The following is a 16,597-nucleotide window of genomic DNA, read 5'->3' as shown; positions in this document are numbered from 1 at the left end:
GTCAGCCTTGTCTCAAGGCTGAAACACCCCCTGTAAAGATCGCGCATCAGCCTGCAGACGGTGCCGAAGGCTCCGATCATTGACTTTGGATTTGCAGATCAAAAGATCGCAGCCTTCGGCAGTTCCTACAGAAAGAACGGGCGCCGTCGATGGATTTTTAGGCGACCTGGGCAATCAGGTTCGACCCCTGATTGCGTGCGTTGCCCACGGCTTTGTCGACTTTATGCCATTCGAACGCCTCCGCAGCTTCACCCTCGAATAGCAGCATTTGTTCGGCGCGCTCCACGGGCGTGGCAGGATCGAGCCATTCGCGGGCCAACTCTGCGCACAGCACCACAGGGCGGCGATCATGAATGTCGAGCATGCCGCCGGCACTGTCAGCGGTGATGATCACGAAACCATCGTCGTCGCGGGGGGCCGTGCCGGGTGTGGGAAATTGCCCGATTCCAGCGCAGAAAACCGGCCCGTGATCCGCCCGACGGATCAGCCACGGTTGTCGGCTTTTATCCTCTGCGTCCACCCACTCGAACCAGTTGTCGACAGGCACGATCAGGCGCTGACGCCAGATCGCCCGGAAGAACGGCCCGTGGGCGACTTTCTCCACTCGGGCGTTGATCGGCGCAGCACGGTCCTTCGCCCAATGCGGGCGCCAGCCCCAGCGCAAATTGTCGGCGTAGATACGCTGATCGTGCTGGTGGAGAACCGCCAGCGCGGTAGTCGGCGCAGCGTTGTAGCGAGCCAGCGGCGCGTCGCCGACGTGATTGATCAACGCATCGGGAATGCTCAGCGCCGCGACGAAGTCGTGAATGCCACGGTACTGCGAGAGTCTTCCGCACATCGGCTGAATCTCCTGGTGGACGATGTCAGCTTAGTCGGCGCTGCGGCTCACTCCTTGGCGGCCTGACCGGTGAACGTGTCGCGCCATCTCAGCCAGCGACGTTCCAGTGCGGCGAGCAAGCCGTCGCTGAGTTTGCCGAGGAGGGCGAGGACGATGATCGCCGCCAGGACGATGTCCGGGCGCGATGTCTCGCGGCCGTCGCTGAGCAGGTAGCCCAGGCCTTTGGTCGCGGCGATCAGTTCGGCGGCGACGAGGAACATCCACGCCAGGCTCATGCCGCTGCGCAGTCCCGTGAACAGGCCGGGCAGGGCGGCGGGTAGCAGAATCCGCCGCACCAGTTGCAGGCGGCTGAAGCCGTAGATGTGGCCGACCTCGACCAGTTTGCGGTCGATGTTGCGAATCGCCGCAACCACGTTGACGTACACCGGAAAAAACGCGCCGATGGCGATCAAGACAACTTTCGAGGTCTCGTCGATGCCCAGCCATAGCAGCAACAACGGCACCCACGCCAGGCTCGGAATCGAGCGCAGCGCAGCGAAGGTCGGCTCCAGATACGCCTCGGCTTCTCGGCTCAAACCGACCCACGCGGCGAACACCAGGGCCAGACCGGCACCGATGGCAAAGCCCAGGAGCACGCGAATCAGGCTGGCGCCGATGTGTTTCCACAGCGCGCCTTCGGCAAGATCGGTGAGGGTCAGGGCGATCTCGCTCGGCGCCGGCATCTGATAAGACGGCAACCAGCCGACGCGCACGATGATTTCCAGCGCAATGACGATCAGCAGCGGCAGGGCGAGGCCTTTGAGTCGGCGCTGCCATGCGGGGTTAAAAATGGGCGGCTGCCGATGCGGCGCTGTGAGTGGCGCGGGCAGGTCTTTGCTGTGACTGGTCATGGTGATGGCTCCGCTCACGACGAATCCACGACGCGCGCGGATTCGGGGTGAGGCTTTTCGATTACTGGCGGGCGACGGCTTGCTGCACACCGCTGTCGAGCAACTGGTCGATGACTTGATCGACATTCACGCCACGGCGCACCAGTTCTTCGGAGACCAGAATCGGCGCGGCCGCTTTCGAGGCGACGACATCATTGGCGGTCAGTTGCGGGCTGCTCAAGTCGGTGCGCGACAGCTGCAGTTTGGCCACGTCCAGCGGCAGGCCCGACTCCTTGGCGAGCAGGGCGGCGAACTCATCAGGGTTTTTCAGCGCCCATTCGCGGGCCTGTTCGTAAGCCTTGATCACCGTGTCGATGGTCTGCGGATGTTCCTTGGCGTACTGCTCGGTAACGCTGACCACGCCGTAACTGTTGAACGCCGGGTTGCGATACAACAGGCGCGAACCCGCCTGCACCTGGCTGGCGGCCATGTGCGGATCGAGGCCGGCCCAGGCGTCGACATCGCCTTTTTCCAGCGCGGTGCGGCCGTCCGGATGTTGCAGGTGCACCAATTCCACGTCGTCCTTTTTCAGCCCGGCCTGTTGCAGGCTGCGTAGGGTAAACAGATACGGGTCGGTGCCTTTGGTCGCGGCGATCTTCTTGCCCTTGAGGTCGGCGATGCTCTGGTACGGCGAGTCTTTGCGCACGACCAGCGCAGTCCATTCAGCGCGGCTGTAAACGTACACCGATTTGATCGGGCTGCCATTGGCGCGGCTCAGCACGGCGGCGAGGCTGGCGCTGGAGGCGAAATCGACGCCGCCGCTATTGAGGTACTCCAGTGAGCGATTGCTGCCCTGGCTCAGCACCCAGCTGACTTTGCTTTGCGGCAGGGCTTTTTCGAGGAAGCCGAAATGTTTAAGCACCAGGCTGACCGGGGAGTAATAGGCGTAGTCCAGGTGTACTTCCGCCGGAGCGGTTTCGACGGCTTGGGCCAGCGGTTGCAGGCTCAGTGCCATTGCGCTGGCGGCGAGCAGTGTTTTGAGACGGGAAAAGGGCAATGACAATTTCATGGGTCGCTCCGGCAAAGGCAAAGGTTCTTATGTCCAAAAAGATATTTTTTTTGAATGCTTTCTGCATGAATGGAATATTGCAGGCTCTGTGCCATGTGCCTCGAAGTGCCGGTTTACAAGGGGTTTATTGAAGAATGCCAAGGTGTCGCTGTTGCTCTGCGAACAGTGTGATTTGCCACTGTTGCTGGATGGACAGTGGAGATCCGAGGTGCTGAGCTTATGCATTAATCGAATTTCAAAGTGATCATTTAACGGCGTTATGTTCTATGCAATCTCTCTTTGCAGGACTCGCCATGAAGCTTTCCCGTTTCCTCCGTTGCGCGTTGACCGCTGCGCTGTTTGCGTCGCCGCTTTCCTACGCTGCCGAACCTTTGGTCCTGCATGTCGGTGACCAGAACTACTACAACATTCGAGCTTCGGTGGAAGCTTCCGGTGTGTTGAAAGACGCGCCTTACACCGTGGACTGGAAACATTTCCAGGCGGCTGCACCGTTGGCGGAGGCTTTGCAAACCGGTGCGATTGATCTGGGATTCCTCGGCGATTCCGGTTTTCTGTTTCTGGCAGCGAAGCAAGCGCCGGTGAAGTTGATCGGCGTCTCCCGACAAAACCCCGACACGATTGCCTTGCTGGTGCCCAAGGATTCTCCGGTGAAAACCATCGCCGACCTCAAGGGCAAGAAAGTCGCCTATTGGCCCGGCGCCTGGAGCCAGCAATTGACCTTGCGCGCATTGGAGCAGGGTGGCCTGCCGGAGAATTACGTCGACTTCGTCAAACTGATGCCAATTGATGCCGCTGCCGCTTTGCCGCAAGGCAGCATCGACGCCTTTCCGGTTTGGGAACCGTACATTTCCCAGCAGATTGTCTTCTCTGGCGCTCGACCAATTCTCACGGCGAAGAATCTGATGCCGGGGCTCAGCGCGATCGCGGCTTCAACCCCTTCCATTGATAGCAAACGTGAAGTGATCGCCGATTTTCTCGGACGTTTGAAGCAAGCGCGGGCCTGGGTCGATAGCCATACCGATGAGTACGCTGACCTGTGGGCGAAGAAAGCCAATCTTGATCAGGAGGTTTCGCGGCACTGGCTGCGCCAGGCGCACATGACGGTCGGGCCGGTGGATCAACAGGCGGCCACGGATCTGCAAAGCACCGCAGACTTCCTGTTTAAAGTGAAAGCGCTGCCGGCACCGCTGGCCACGGCGGGGATTATCGACAGTTCCTTTCAGCAGGCACTGACGCACTGAGCGAGCGCCGGAACCAAACCCTGTGTACCTTATCCAACCTCGGCTCTCAGAACCGGGCACAAGGATGGATAAGGGCGAGGGAGTTTTGCCAATCGACAACATGACCGCAGTGGTCGGGCTCAAGGCAAAACATGACATCCGGATTCAGACTTCTTTGTGCAGCGGCCATGGTGTTGGGGTTGGCCGGCTGCATCGCCGCGCCCATCGAAATGACCGCACAAACCGAAACACGCCTGAAGGTTCAAGCCCCCGTGCGTTTTCTGCTGACGTTCGATGACGGCCCCAGCGCTTCGAGTTTCTGGAACCCGTCGGCCACCGTACTCGACAGTCTCAAGGACAATCCTGTGCAGCCGGGCATCAAAGCGGTGTTCTTTGTCCAGACCCGTGCGCCCCGGGCCGGCAACAGCGATATCGGCCGCGGCATCATGCGTCGAGAGTTTGCCGAGGGGCACATTCTCGCTTTCCACACCGCGACTCACTGGCACACCAATCACCGATCGCTCGATCCTCAAGAGCTCGAAGAGTCGCTGACCAACGGCACAGCGGACATCGCCGCCATCACTGGTGCGCCACCGACGTTGTTGCGTCCGCCGTTCTGGAACTACGACAAACGTACATTCGCTGCCTATCAACAGCATGGGCTGCACGTGTTACTCACCGATTTGAGCGCCAATGACGGCAAGATCTGGGGCTTCAATGCCAGTCCGCGCCGGCGGGCAAACATGCTGCGGCAGTTATCGGAGGTTCGTGAGCGCATTGCGCTGGGGCAATTTCCGACCGTCGATGGCGTGATTCCGGTGGTGGTGACGTTTCACGACCTCAACCGTTACACCGCGCGGCACACTCGCGAATACTTGCAGATCCTTCTCGATAGCGCTGCGGCTACAGGTGTGAGGCTGGCGGACAAGCCCTTCTACGATGATCACGCCGATCTGGAACGGGCCGCGTTGGCGCGTACCGTGGAAAAAAGCTCGGAGCCAGTGCAGCTGCCGGGTATCTGGAACTGGATTTGGGATCACGACGCGCACTGAGTGACTGCGTGAAAGTTGTGACCGGGTTAACGGTTTTGTACCGGGCACGGTACAAATTGCTCATCTATGCTCTACGGATCGATTGATTTTCGCCTGCGAGGCGTCCGTCCATGCTTGCCATTGCCGAGATTTGCCGCATCGTCGAATCCGGGTTTCCGGCGTTCAAGTGCGACTGCGTTCCCTCCACGCAGGGGCTGCTGCAGATCAAGGTGTATGAGCCAGAAAGCGGACGCGTCGAATTGCTGCTCAATGGCGTTTCCCCAGAGCACCTCGTCACCATCCGTGACATTTCCAACTTCATTGGTGAGTTGCGCACGGAAATGAGCGCGGGTCGCCGGGCGTTCGCCGGTTAGTCCTCATAAACGCCGTTGAAATGCCTGGACGATGCGCAATGTCGCATCACTGGTGTTGAGGTTGCACACCGCATTCAGCGGGTGCCAGATGCAGTCGATAATTTCATTTTGCGGGCGCACCTGATCAATGTTCAGCACTGATGCCTCGTAGACGTGATGCCGGGTGCCACCGCTTTCCAGTTCCATCAGATACAACATTTCGTCGGCATTCAGGCCGGTCTCTTCCTGCAATTCGCGTACGGCAGCATCGGCTCGGGTTTCCCCGGGCTCGACCTTGCCGCCGGGCAATGTCCAGCGGCAGCGGGGTTTGCGCACCAGGAGAATATGTCGATCCTGTTCGCAAATGACGGTGGCACGTACTTTCATCGGTTACCTGATTACTGCTTGTCACAAAATAGTCATAAAACTGCAATATTCGAGCCGAGCCCTTGGTTAAAGGTTCCTTCTCGGTTTGGAGCTTTTGCTTGTACGAAAAGTGCCAGGCCCCTGACTGGCAGGCGTGACGACACCGGGTAGGCACCGCGGCGAAAACAGGGTGTAAGGTAAAAGCGTGAAGCTGAACCTGTCCGTTAGCGAAAGGAGGTGACCATGAGCATTGCGATGCTGAACAAGATGCACATGAACGGTTATGACGTGCTCAGCGTGAACAACGGCCCATGGCGGGTGTGCACCCAGGGTGATCGGCTGGCGTCATTTGCCAGCAGAGAAGAGGCGCTGGCCTACGCGGCCGCACTTCCCGGTTACCAAAAACGCTCGAAGTGTGCGCAAAGTCACAAGGCCAGTTGAATGGCGGCAATGAACAGCCCCGGTTTAGGCCGGGGCTTTTGTTTGGGGGCGAGCCAGTGTCAGTGGACTTTGGTTCGACTGATCGCGCGGGCCTTCACTTCCTTGGCGTACAGTTGCAGCCGCTCCTCATCACTCTGCAGGACTTCGCAGGATCTCAGCACTGCCTGGGCGTCCGCCTCGTTGCCGGACTTGCGCAGTTGCTCGGCGATGCGTTTGAGGTCGACTGCCGACCAGCGCAGATCCGATGCAACGCTTTGCAGGTCGCGCTGAAGTTCGTGTTCGTATTCATTGAGCCGCATGATCACCTCCAGAACATTCTCGGTAGAAAATAGTAGTCGGATTTTTTGCGGGTAGCGTGTAGCTCGTCTGTCAGTGGCCAGAAAGGTTGTGAAAAATTGTGCCGTCTCCCCCGAGGGCGCGGTGCCACGATGGATGTGTATCCTGTTAGGCGTTACATTCGCTTTTTTTTCAGCACGCTTTCTACAAATAAGGAAACACCATGCGGATATGGATCGGAGGGCTGGCGTTAGCCATGTTGGCAGGCTGTTCATTGCCGACATCGTTGGTGCCGGGTGAACCGAACGTCAGCAAGACCAGTAACAAGGCGCCGAAGGATTACGCCGCGTGTGTATTGCCGTTGTGGCAGCAGGATGTGGCGAAAACGTCGCAGACATCAATTTCCAACGGCTATCGCATTACCGCCCCGAGCATCATTACCGCTGACGAGATTCTCGATATCGTCAAGTACAAGGATGGCAGTCGCGTTTCGTTGTATCAGGGGCCGCCGTGGGCCAAGTCCGGCTCGTTGCGCAAATCGGTGCGTGATTGTCTGTAGCGCTCTTGTCTGGCGCAAAAAAGCAGAAACCGGATCAGCGGTTTCTGCTTTTTTTTCGATTTTTTGCGGGGCGGTCAGTCGGAAATGTCGGTCAAAGGGATGGTCGCGAAGTTGCCTTTTTTCTCGCGTCGATCCTGAATCCAGTCTTCCACCTGTTGGCCAAATTCTGCTGGTGCCTTGCGCCCGACCTTTCTGGCGATGTCGAGAATGGTCTGTTGGGCGAGGGCCTCTTCCATGCGTTGCTGCGCGGTCATCATCGCGGCGTGGATCGAGCAGGTGCCTTCGGTGGCCCATTCTGGCGGCTTGCCTTCAAACAGGGCGCAACGCCCACGGATGTCGCGACATTCGAAAATGTTCTTGCGCCCATCGATCGCTTTGACGATATCGAGCAGGGTGATTTCATCGGCCGGGCGCGCCAGGCTGAACCCACCGCGTACACCTTCGGACGCCACCACCAGTTTGCTCTTGGCCAGTCTGGTGAAGATTTTCGCCAGATATTCCACCGGCACGCCCTGCAGTTCGGCGAGGTCACGCACGCTGGCCTCACGAGTATCGCCGCCGCTACCGACCAGAAATGCCAGGCAATGAATGCCGTATTCGACGCCTGCGCTGTATAGAGACATGGTTAAGTCCGACTTGATTTGTCGTAAATGTTATCAGCCATGATCCGAGTGGGCAATCTGCGGAGAGAGGTGGAATTGCATCAATAAAGGGCTGTGAGTGCATTGTCTGTGCGATTTGTCCGGATTTTAGCTGCCGGTGTCATCGATAAGTCCGATCAAACCTATCGGATAATCTGACTTGTGAGAAATATGTCCGACTAATAAAGTCGGCGCTATTGAGTTGGCAGTGACTGACTCAAAACGAATTCGATTTCTCTCTTACAGTCGCTGGGCGTTTTCTGGAGAAACACAATGAAGCAGCAGATTCTGGTTATCGGCGCAGGTTTTGGCGGCATGTGGTCGGCATTGAGTGCTACGCGTCTGGTCGACCTTCATGGCCGCAACGACGTTGAAATCACCGTTCTCGCGCCTCAGGCGGAGCTGCGTGTACGTCCGCGATTTTATGAGCCGAACGCTCATCAACTGGCTGCACCGTTGCATGAACTGTTCGAAGCAGTCGGCGTTCACTTCATCAAGGGTGCGGCGCAAGCCATCGATGTGGCAGAAAAAACCGTCGGTTACACCGATCAGTCGGGTCAGAAGCAGACGTTCCACTACGACAAACTCGTTCTGGCCAGCGGCAGTGGTCTGGCGCAGTCGGCGACACCGGGCGTCGCGCAATACGCATTCGACGTCGATCAGATCGAAGCGGCGATTCGTCTCGAAGCACACCTCAAAGCCCTGAAAGACCTCCCTGACAGCAAAGCGCGCAACACGGTTGTCGTTGCGGGCGGTGGTTTCACCGGTATTGAAACCGCGACAGAAATGCCGACGCGCCTGCGCGCAATTCTCGGCGAACAGGCCGACATTAACGTCATCCTCGTTGATCGCGGGCAGAAGATCGGTGCTTCGATGGGTGAAGAAATCAGCAAGTCCATCGTCGAGGCCAGCGAGGAGCTGGGCGTTGCATGGCGTCTCGGCGTGTCGGTACAGTCGGTCGATGCCGACGGCGTGACGCTGTCGGACGGTCAGCATATCGAGGCGAAAACCGTCATCTGGACAACTGGCGTACGCGCCAGCTCGCTCACCGAGCAAATCCCGGCCGAGCGCGATAAACAAGGGCGCCTGCACGTCGATGCGCACCTGAAAGTTATCGGTCAGGAAGACATTTTTGCCACCGGCGACGTGGCCTACGCCGCCACCGACGACATCGGCAATTACGCGCTGATGACTTGCCAGCATGCGATCTCGCTGGGTCGTCACGCCGGCAACAACGTCGCGGCGCAGATTCTCGGTGTCGACCCGACGCCGTACAGCCAGCCGAAATACGTCACCTGCCTGGACCTCGGTGCCTGGGGTGCGGTGTACACCGAAGGCTGGGACCGTCAGGTGAAACTGGTCAAACAGGAAGGCAAAGCGTTGAAGACCCAGATCAACACGCAATGGATCTATCCGCCTGTGGCTGATCGTGCCAGCGCGCTGGCGGCAGCGGACCCGATGATTCCTGTGGCGTAATCCATGCTGCGCAGAAAAATCCCGCTCATTGAGCGGGATTTTTTTGTCTGCGCAATAGGCTGTTACCAGGCTTCTCGACGCATGCTTGTCAAGTTTGTCGCTGCGTTAGAAGGGGGCGGCGCTGATCTGGCTTTGCGCAGATCGGCGCCTGCAATGAGAAGTGACAGTTGTGCGAGGGCGGCTTTCTTGGGTCGGCTAGGCTTTATCACGCCAGCCCTTGAAAGAGGCGAGGGAAGGATTGTTTCGATATCTGAAGGAGATGCGGATCATGGATGATCTGGTGAAAGAGGTAATTCCGCTGTTGCAGTACTTGATTCCCGGGTTTCTATCGACCTGGATTTTTTACTCGCTCACAGCGTTCAGGCGACCGGATACATTTGGTCAGATTGTGCAGGCTTTGATTTTTACGTTTGTGATTCAAGGAGCGGTGTCGGGGATCGGAGGGATATGTTTGTGGGTAGGGACCAAAGGCATCTCAGTTGGTCCGTGGAGTGCCAAGGCAGAAACACTGTGGGCTCTGGTTGTTTCAATCTCTCTCGGTCTGTTTTTCTGTCGCCTCGCCACCAGTGGCAAGTTGCACGGGTGGTTGCGAGGCAGAAATCTGACGAAACAATCTTCCTACCCCAGTGAGTGGTTCAGCACTTTCGCGCAGCATCATCGTCTGGTCACACTGCATTTGACCGATGATAGACGCCTTTTCGGCTGGCCCGCAGAGTGGCCTCCCGAGTCCGCCAAAGGTCAGTTTGTGATGCAGAACCCCAGATGGTTGAAAAGTGATGGAACCGTGGCGTCTTTTGGCGCTGAGTATTTGGTGATAGATTCCGCGAAGGTCCAATGGGTTGAATTCAGCCCGCTATCAGGGGGTTCGACATGACTGCCAGAGCAACGCAACCAATGCCTCCCAGCGTGGCGCGCCTTTTTGTCGGCCCGGACGGCAAGCCTTCACCAAACCTGAAAGGCCCCAGCGCACCACCTCCGGCACCAAAGCGCTAACACGCCAGGCGCGCCGCTTTATGAGCGGCGCTTCATTGGTGCGGCAGTTATCCAGGATTAGTGGTCCGCTGCCGCACACCGCGGTCAAACCGTCTCCACCAACCAATCCCGAAACGCCTTCAACGACGGCAACGCTTCATTGCGTGGCGGATACACCAGGTAATAGCTGCGCCGGCTGGTGATCGGCTCGCCCAGTTGCAGCAACTCACCGTTGAGCAACTCATCCTCGACCAGAATTCGCGGCACCAGGCCCACGCCAATGTTGGCCCGCACGGCCTGAATCAAATGCGAGGTCATTTCAAAGCTCGGGCCGATGCGCATGCTGCGGTGCGGCAAGCCGTGATGGCTGAACCATTCGGCCCACGCCTGAGCATTGCTGCTGACATTGAGCAGCAATTGCCCGGCGATGTGCTGCTCGGCGTCGTTGCGCTCAGCGGCCGACAATTGCGCACTGGCGATCACCACCAGTTCCTCGGTGTGCAAGGGCAGCGATGTCAGCCCTGGCCATTCACCCCCTCCAACGCAAATCGCCGCGTCGATTTCGCTGGTGTCGAAGTCGATGGCTTCGATACGCGAATGCAGGTGCACGGTCATGCCCGGGTGCGCGGTGTAGAAATCCTTGAGGCGCGGCAGCAGCCACTTCGAACCGAAGGTCGGTAATGTCGCCAGGCGCAAACTGTGGATGCCGGAACCGAACGCCATTGCTTGCAGCGTGGCACTGCGGATTTGCCCAAGGACTTCAGCCAGTTCGCGCTGATACATGCGCCCGACATCTGTCAGCACGACTTTGCGCCCTTCGCGATTGAACAGGCGCATGCCGAGCATCTTCTCGAGAATCTGTACCTGACGGCTGACCGCGCTTTGCGTCAACGACAGTTCGTGGGCGGCGCGGGTGTAGCTTTCATGGCGAGCGGCAGCCTCGAAGGCGAGCAGTAACGACATGGAAGGGGTGAGCGTTCGCGGATTCATTCGGAAAAGTCATTAATAACGGGTCGAATTTACGGTTGTCCCAACGAGTCTCAACAATGAACATGGGCAACATGAGATGGCGGAGCCTGACGCAATCATTCGTTGCGTACAACTGTTCACCGCCACACGGCCTGATTTTGACCCGAGATGCCCTGACCGATGATTGCCCAGCTGTCGCCCGATACCGCTCTGACATCCGATTACCAGCAGTTCCTCAAAGCCCTGAAAATCAGTGGTTTTCGCGGCGAGATCAGCGCCGACTACGCCAGCCGCGTGGTGCTGGCCACCGATAATTCGATCTATCAGCGCCTGCCGCAAGCCGCTGTATTTCCCATGGACGCTGACGATGTAGCGCGGGTCGCACGACTGATCGCCGAGCCGGCATTCCAACAAGTGGTGATCACCCCGCGTGGTGGTGGCACCGGCACCAATGGTCAGTCGTTGACCGACGGCATCGTTGTCGACTTGTCGCGGCACATGAATCGCATTCTGGAAATCAACGTTGAACAACGCTGGGTGCGCGTGCAGGCCGGGGTGGTCAAGGATCAGCTCAATGCCGCGCTGAAATCCGCCGGATTGTTCTTCGCGCCGGAGCTGTCGACCTCCAACCGCGCCACCGTCGGCGGGATGATCAACACCGACGCCAGCGGCCAGGGCAGCTGCACCTACGGCAAAACCCGCGACCACGTCCTTGAACTCGACATGATTCTGCGTGGTGGTGAACGTCTGCACGGTCAACCGCTGCAAGAAAGTGAACTGCAAACGCTGTGCGCCCGGGAGGATCGGGTCGGTGAAGTCTACCGTTGTGCGCGGCAGATCATTGATGAGCAGGGTGAGCTGATCAAACAGCGTTTCCCGGATTTGAACCGTTGCCTGACCGGTTACGACCTGGCGCACCTGCGCGAGGCGGACAACCGTTTCAACCTCAACAGCGTGCTGTGTGGCGCTGAAGGCTCGCTCGGTTTTGTGGTCGAGGCGAAGTTGAACGTGCTGCCGATCCCCAGGCACACGATGTTGGTGAACATCCGTTACGCCGGCTTCATGGATGCGCTGCGCGATGCCCGTGCCTTGATGGCGCTCAAGCCATTGTCGATCGAAACCGTGGACTCGAAGGTGTTGTTGTTGGCGATGCAGGACATCGTCTGGCACGGCGTTGCCGAGTATTTCCCGGAGAATGCCGAGCGAGCGACGTTGGGCATCAACCTCGTCGAGTTCTGTGGTGATGATCCCGAAGAGCTGCAACGGCGGGTCGAGGCGTTTGTCGAACACCTGAGCAGCGACCTCACCGTTGAACGTTTGGGGCACACGCTGGCGGTCGGTCATGCGGCGGTGAACAAGGTTTATGGCATGCGCAAACGCGCGGTCGGCCTGCTCGGTAACGTCGCCGGGGAAGCACGGCCGCAGCCATTTGTCGAAGACACCGCCGTGCCACCGCAACATCTGGCTGAATACATCGCCGAGCTGCGCGACCTGCTCGACAGCCACGGTCTGCAATACGGCATGTTCGGGCATGTCGACGCCGGCGTGTTGCATGTGCGGCCGATTCTCGACATGAAAGATCCGCAGCAAGCGGCGCTGGTGCGCCCGGTGTCCGATGGCGTTGCTGCATTGACTCAACGTTACGGGGGCCTGCTGTGGGGTGAGCACGGCAAAGGTCTGCGTTCGGAATATGCCCCGGCATTTTTCGGTGAGCTGTATCCGGCGCTGCAAGCATTGAAATCGGCATTCGACCCGTTCAACCAGTTCAACCCCGGCAAGATCGCCACCCCGGCCAACACGGGCGCGGCGTTGTTGAAAATCGACGAAGTGACCCTGCGTGGCGAACTGGACCGGCAGATCGACGAGAAAGTCTGGCAGGACTACGGCGCCGCCATGCACTGCAACGGCAACGGCGCCTGCTATAACTTCGATCCTGACGACGCGATGTGCCCGTCGTGGAAAGCCACCCGCGAACGCGCGCAATCGCCCAAGGGCCGCGCCTCGTTGATCCGCGAATGGCTGCGCTTGCAGGGCGAGGCAGGCGTCGATGTGTTGTCCGATGTGATCCGCCGGCCGGGGTTTTTCACCACGTTGTGGCAGCGCTGGCGCAACAGTCGTACGCAGACTGAGGATTTTTCCCATGAGGTTTATGACGCCATGGCCGGGTGCCTGGCGTGCAAATCCTGCGCGGGGCAGTGCCCGGTGAAGGTCAATGTGCCGGAGTTTCGTTCGCGGTTTCTTGAGCTGTATCACACGCGATATCTGCGTCCGGCGCGGGATTACCTGATCGCCTCGCTGGAGTACAGCATCCCGTACATGGCGCGGATTCCGGCGCTGTACAACGGTTTGATGGGCGCGTCCTTTGTCCGCAAGCAGCTGGAGCGTCTTGGCGGCATGGTCGATGTGCCATTGCTCAGCCGCTTCGATTTCCATGCGGCACTGCGTCGCTGGCAGGTGCAGCCGGCGACGCTGGCGACCTTGTCTGCGCTGACCCCGGCGCAGCGTGAGCGCAGTGTTGTGCTGGTGCAGGACGCGTTTACCCGTTACTTCGAAGCACCGCTGCTGGCGGATCTGCTCGAGCTGATCTCGCGCCTCGGTTATCAGGTGTATCTGGCACCGTTCAGCGCCAACGGCAAGCCGCTGCATGTGCAGGGTTTTCTGTCGGCGTTCAATCGTGCGGCGTTGCGCAATGCACGGCAACTGCGTGAGTTGGCCGATATTGGCGTGCCACTGGTGGGGCTAGACCCGGCGATGACACTGGTCTATCGCCAGGAATACCTGAAAGTGCCGGGCATGGAGCAATGCCCGGAAGTCTCTTTGGTGCAGGAATGGCTGCTCAAAGTGATGCCGCAGCAGACGACTCACCGCAGCGCTGAGACCTTCCGCTTGCTGGCGCATTGCACGGAGAAAACCAACGCACCGGCCGCCACTCGGCAGTGGGAACAAGTGTTCGAGCGCGCAGGCTTGAAACTGGCGACCCAGGCCACCGGTTGCTGCGGCATGTCCGGGACCTACGGCCACGAGGCGCGCAACCAAGAAACCTCGGCGGTGATTTATGAGCAGTCGTGGGCGCGTCATGTCGATGCGCCGGCGGAGCAGGGCGAGGCACTGGCCACCGGTTATTCGTGCCGCAGCCAGGTCAAGCGCCAGTCGGATCGGGCGTTGCGCCATCCGTTGCAGGTGCTGCTGGAGGGCGTTCGTCGCTGAGCGGCTCGTCGTCCGCGGCGTTGTCCCAGATCAGGCGTGGGTCGAAGCTCATCGCCGAGAGCATGGTAAATACCACCACCATGCCAAAAAACAGGATGCCCGGGCGCGGCTCGATGTCGCCCAGCGCCTGGAACTTCACCAGCGCCGCGACCAGCGCGACCACCAGCACGTCGAGCATCGACCAATAGCCGATCAGCTCGACGAAACGGAACAGCTTCGAGCGCTCCCGGCGCGCCCAGGCACTGTCGCGCTGCACGGTGATCAGCAGCAGCGACAGCGCGACAAATTTGATCCCCGGCACCGCGATGCTGGCGATGAAAATGATCAGCGCGATGTCCCACGCACCTCCTTCCCAGAACTCCAGCACGCCGCTCATGATCGTGCTGTCGGCGCCGTTGCCGAGCATCACCGTATTCATCACCGGCAGCAGATTGGCCGGCACATAAAACGCCAGCGCAGCGAACAGATAGGCCCAGGTGCGAGCCAGGGAATTGGTCTTGCGCCGGTGCAACGGCGCATCGCAGCGCGGGCACTCGTGTGGCTCATCACTCATGTCACAGGCCAGCCCGCAGCTGTGGCACAGGCACAGATTGAGTTCACTGGCAATCGGTGGCCGTTTCATAGGATGTCCCAGAGCTCACGGATATCGCGGCCGGCAATGCGGATCATCATCAGGCTCAGCACGGCCAGCGCGAACAGGCCGATGCCGGGCAAGACATCGAGCAGCCCGGCGAGTTTGAACACCGCCACCATCGCCCCCAGCAGGCACACTTCGAGCATGCTCCACGGGCGCAAGGTTTCCAGCCAGCGCATGCACAACTTGAAGCCGGGGGCGCGTCGCGAGGAGAGGGCGTAACCGAGCACCCAGGCCAGCAACACCAATTGAAACGCCGGGGCGATGATGATCGAAATGGCCGCGACCATGGCCATGAACGTGATCGGCCCCTGACTCAGCGCCAGAACCGAATCCCACAGCGTTGCGCTGTTTTTCAGGCCTTTCATGCTGATGCTCATCACCGGATAGAAATTGGCGAACAGCCACAATATCGCCGCCGTGAACGTCAGGGCCAGACGTTGCTCGACGGTCAGACCATTGAAGCGCTGGAGCACCCCGCCACAGCGCAGGCACAGGGTCTTCTGATGCTTGGCGAGCACGGCTTTTTCGTACACGCAATCGCAGTGCTCACAGATGATCAGGTGTTCGGTGTTGACCATGGACAACGCTCGACGCAGGGACCTGATCACTATAGACGCTGATCCGTCAGAGGCGCGGCGGGAAGTGGCGGGCGAAGTCGATGAACGCCTTGAGCGGAGCCGGGACGTGGCGGCGGCTCGGGTAATACAGGTTCAGGCCGGGGTAACTGGGGCACCAGTCGGCCAGCACTTGCACCAGACGCCCGGCGCGCAGATGGTCGCTGACCATCTCTTCGAACACATATGCCAGCCCCAACCCTTGCAGTGCCGGGCCGACCATCAGGCTGACGTCGCCGAGGGTCAGCGGGCCGTTGACTTCGATTTCCTCGGCGATGCCGTCCCGTTCGAATTCCCAGCGATACATCGCGCCGCTGGGGAAACGATGGCGGATGCACGGCAGGTCATGCAGGTCCTCGGGTTTCTGTGGCGCGGCGTGGCGCTGGAAAAATGCCGGCGAACCGACCACCACCGAGCGCATCGACGGCCCGATCGGCAGCGACACCATGTCTGCCTCCAGGCGATTGCCAAAGCGCACGCCGGCATCAAAGCCGTTGGCGACGATGTCCAGCAAAGCGTCGCTTTCGACGACTTCCAGGCGAATGTCCGCATACGCCTGTAAAAATTCACTGGCAATCGGCAACAGCACCAGTTCGCAGGCTTGGCGCCCGCAGGTGATGCGCAGATTGCCCGAGGGCTTGTCGCGAAAGTGGTTGAGGTCTTCCAGCGCATCGTCGATGTCGCGAAACGCCGGTTTGAGCCGCGCGTACAGGCGCTCGCCGGCCTCGGTCAATGCCACGCTGCGGGTGGTGCGATTGAACAGACGCACGCCGAGTCTGTTTTCCAGCGCCTTCACCGAATGGCTCAGCGCGGAGGGCGTCAGGCCGAGTTCGATGGCGGCTTTGCTGAAGTTCAGCTGCTGCGCCGTGCATAAAAATACCGAGAGATCTGCCGCTGAGGGGGATTTCATCTGTGAATGCCTTTCACAAAGCCATGCGATTTTGCTGGGATTATCACATCAGTAGCACGGCCTTAAAGTCGCATCAACTTTCGAGCAGGGCCGGCACCTCGGCTGAGTCGCAGATCCTGTGGGAGCGGGCTTGCTCGCGAAGAGGGCGT

The 16,597-nt window shown here is 59.5% G+C and carries 18 protein-coding genes; 8 read left to right on the top strand and 10 right to left on the bottom strand.

Going from position 1 to position 16,597, the window contains the following annotated elements:
* Positions 1-157: 157 nt before the first annotated feature.
* From AC3WMT_RS07730 to AC3WMT_RS07720, 3 genes are all read right to left on the bottom strand, one after another.
* Positions 158-838, bottom strand: coding sequence for an SOS response-associated peptidase (locus AC3WMT_RS07730; RefSeq protein WP_103303438.1), 681 nt, complete (start codon positions 836-838; stop codon positions 158-160).
* Between the two features lie 47 nt (positions 839-885).
* Entirely contained in the window at positions 886-1,728 is an 843-nt protein-coding gene (locus tag AC3WMT_RS07725) for an ABC transporter permease (RefSeq protein WP_103303439.1), read from the bottom strand.
* A 61-nt stretch (positions 1,729-1,789) separates the two neighbouring features.
* The gene (locus AC3WMT_RS07720; protein ID WP_103303440.1) at positions 1,790-2,776 is read right to left on the bottom strand and encodes an aliphatic sulfonate ABC transporter substrate-binding protein; all 987 of its coding nucleotides are present in this window, start codon (positions 2,774-2,776) and stop codon (positions 1,790-1,792) included.
* Between the two features lie 293 nt (positions 2,777-3,069).
* On the opposite strand from AC3WMT_RS07720, the gene AC3WMT_RS07715 reads away from it, so the two are divergent.
* The 3 genes from AC3WMT_RS07715 (at position 3,070) to AC3WMT_RS07705 (ending at position 5,401) form a co-directional block, all read left to right on the top strand.
* Positions 3,070-4,017, top strand: a complete 948-nt coding sequence (locus AC3WMT_RS07715) for an ABC transporter substrate-binding protein (protein WP_103303441.1) — start codon at positions 3,070-3,072, stop codon at positions 4,015-4,017.
* Positions 4,018-4,148: 131 nt separating this feature from the next.
* Positions 4,149-5,048 carry a polysaccharide deacetylase family protein gene (locus AC3WMT_RS07710; RefSeq protein WP_103303442.1) on the top strand — a complete coding sequence of 300 codons (900 nt, stop codon included), beginning with the start codon at positions 4,149-4,151 and terminating at the stop codon, positions 5,046-5,048.
* Between the two features lie 110 nt (positions 5,049-5,158).
* On the top strand, positions 5,159-5,401 hold the full coding sequence (locus AC3WMT_RS07705; protein WP_103303443.1) for a DUF1652 domain-containing protein: 243 nt from the start codon (positions 5,159-5,161) through the stop codon (positions 5,399-5,401).
* Between the two features lie 3 nt (positions 5,402-5,404).
* Here AC3WMT_RS07705 and AC3WMT_RS07700 read toward each other — a convergent pair whose 3' ends face one another.
* Complete coding sequence (locus AC3WMT_RS07700) at positions 5,405-5,767, bottom strand: NUDIX hydrolase (protein ID WP_103303444.1); 363 nt, start codon at positions 5,765-5,767, stop codon at positions 5,405-5,407.
* 222 nt (positions 5,768-5,989) lie between these two features.
* Here AC3WMT_RS07700 and AC3WMT_RS07695 point away from each other — a divergent pair, with 222 nt between their 5' ends.
* The gene (locus AC3WMT_RS07695) at positions 5,990-6,187 is read left to right on the top strand and encodes a DUF2188 domain-containing protein (RefSeq protein WP_103303445.1); all 198 of its coding nucleotides are present in this window, start codon (positions 5,990-5,992) and stop codon (positions 6,185-6,187) included.
* Between the two features lie 59 nt (positions 6,188-6,246).
* Here the strand turns inward: AC3WMT_RS07695 and AC3WMT_RS07690 are convergent, their stop codons facing one another.
* Positions 6,247-6,486 (bottom strand): hypothetical protein, encoded by a 240-nt coding sequence (locus AC3WMT_RS07690; protein WP_103303446.1) that lies wholly within the window; start codon positions 6,484-6,486, stop codon positions 6,247-6,249.
* A gap of 200 nt (positions 6,487-6,686) precedes the next feature.
* Between AC3WMT_RS07690 and AC3WMT_RS07685 the strand changes: the two genes are divergently transcribed.
* Positions 6,687-7,022 (top strand): hypothetical protein, encoded by a 336-nt coding sequence (locus AC3WMT_RS07685; protein ID WP_103303447.1) that lies wholly within the window; start codon positions 6,687-6,689, stop codon positions 7,020-7,022.
* A 74-nt stretch (positions 7,023-7,096) separates the two neighbouring features.
* Here the strand turns inward: AC3WMT_RS07685 and AC3WMT_RS07680 are convergent, their stop codons facing one another.
* A complete protein-coding gene (locus AC3WMT_RS07680; protein WP_103303448.1) occupies positions 7,097-7,645 on the bottom strand; it encodes an RrF2 family transcriptional regulator in 549 nt (182 codons plus the stop codon).
* A gap of 291 nt (positions 7,646-7,936) precedes the next feature.
* On the opposite strand from AC3WMT_RS07680, the gene AC3WMT_RS07675 reads away from it, so the two are divergent.
* Positions 7,937-9,139, top strand: coding sequence for an NAD(P)/FAD-dependent oxidoreductase (locus AC3WMT_RS07675; RefSeq protein ID WP_103303449.1), 1,203 nt, complete (start codon positions 7,937-7,939; stop codon positions 9,137-9,139).
* 268 nt (positions 9,140-9,407) lie between these two features.
* Complete coding sequence (locus AC3WMT_RS07670) at positions 9,408-10,013, top strand: DUF6338 family protein (RefSeq protein ID WP_103303450.1); 606 nt, start codon at positions 9,408-9,410, stop codon at positions 10,011-10,013.
* Between the two features lie 203 nt (positions 10,014-10,216).
* On the opposite strand, the gene AC3WMT_RS07665 is transcribed toward AC3WMT_RS07670, so the two are convergent.
* The gene (locus AC3WMT_RS07665; protein WP_103303451.1) at positions 10,217-11,101 is read right to left on the bottom strand and encodes a LysR substrate-binding domain-containing protein; all 885 of its coding nucleotides are present in this window, start codon (positions 11,099-11,101) and stop codon (positions 10,217-10,219) included.
* Positions 11,102-11,260: 159 nt separating this feature from the next.
* Here AC3WMT_RS07665 and ydiJ point away from each other — a divergent pair, with 159 nt between their 5' ends.
* Positions 11,261-14,287, top strand: coding sequence for a D-2-hydroxyglutarate dehydrogenase YdiJ (ydiJ, locus tag AC3WMT_RS07660; protein WP_103303452.1), 3,027 nt, complete (start codon positions 11,261-11,263; stop codon positions 14,285-14,287).
* Here ydiJ and AC3WMT_RS07655 read toward each other — a convergent pair.
* From AC3WMT_RS07655 to AC3WMT_RS07645, 3 genes are read right to left on the bottom strand one after another with little or no spacing between them, the layout of a single operon-like run.
* The gene (locus AC3WMT_RS07655) at positions 14,220-14,909 is read right to left on the bottom strand and encodes a paraquat-inducible protein A (RefSeq protein ID WP_103303453.1); all 690 of its coding nucleotides are present in this window, start codon (positions 14,907-14,909) and stop codon (positions 14,220-14,222) included. The genes ydiJ and AC3WMT_RS07655 overlap by 68 nt on opposite strands.
* Positions 14,906-15,502 carry a paraquat-inducible protein A gene (locus tag AC3WMT_RS07650; protein WP_103303454.1) on the bottom strand — a complete coding sequence of 199 codons (597 nt, stop codon included), beginning with the start codon at positions 15,500-15,502 and terminating at the stop codon, positions 14,906-14,908. The genes AC3WMT_RS07655 and AC3WMT_RS07650 overlap by 4 nt, the downstream gene beginning before the upstream one ends.
* Before the next feature lie 46 nt (positions 15,503-15,548).
* A complete protein-coding gene (locus tag AC3WMT_RS07645; RefSeq protein ID WP_103303455.1) occupies positions 15,549-16,448 on the bottom strand; it encodes a LysR family transcriptional regulator in 900 nt (299 codons plus the stop codon).
* Positions 16,449-16,597: the final 149 nt, after the last annotated feature.

Source organism: Pseudomonas sp. FW305-7, from assembly GCF_058786735.1.
The sequence above is the reverse complement of the archived record's forward strand: the minus strand, read 5'-3'. Positions and strand labels throughout refer to the sequence as shown.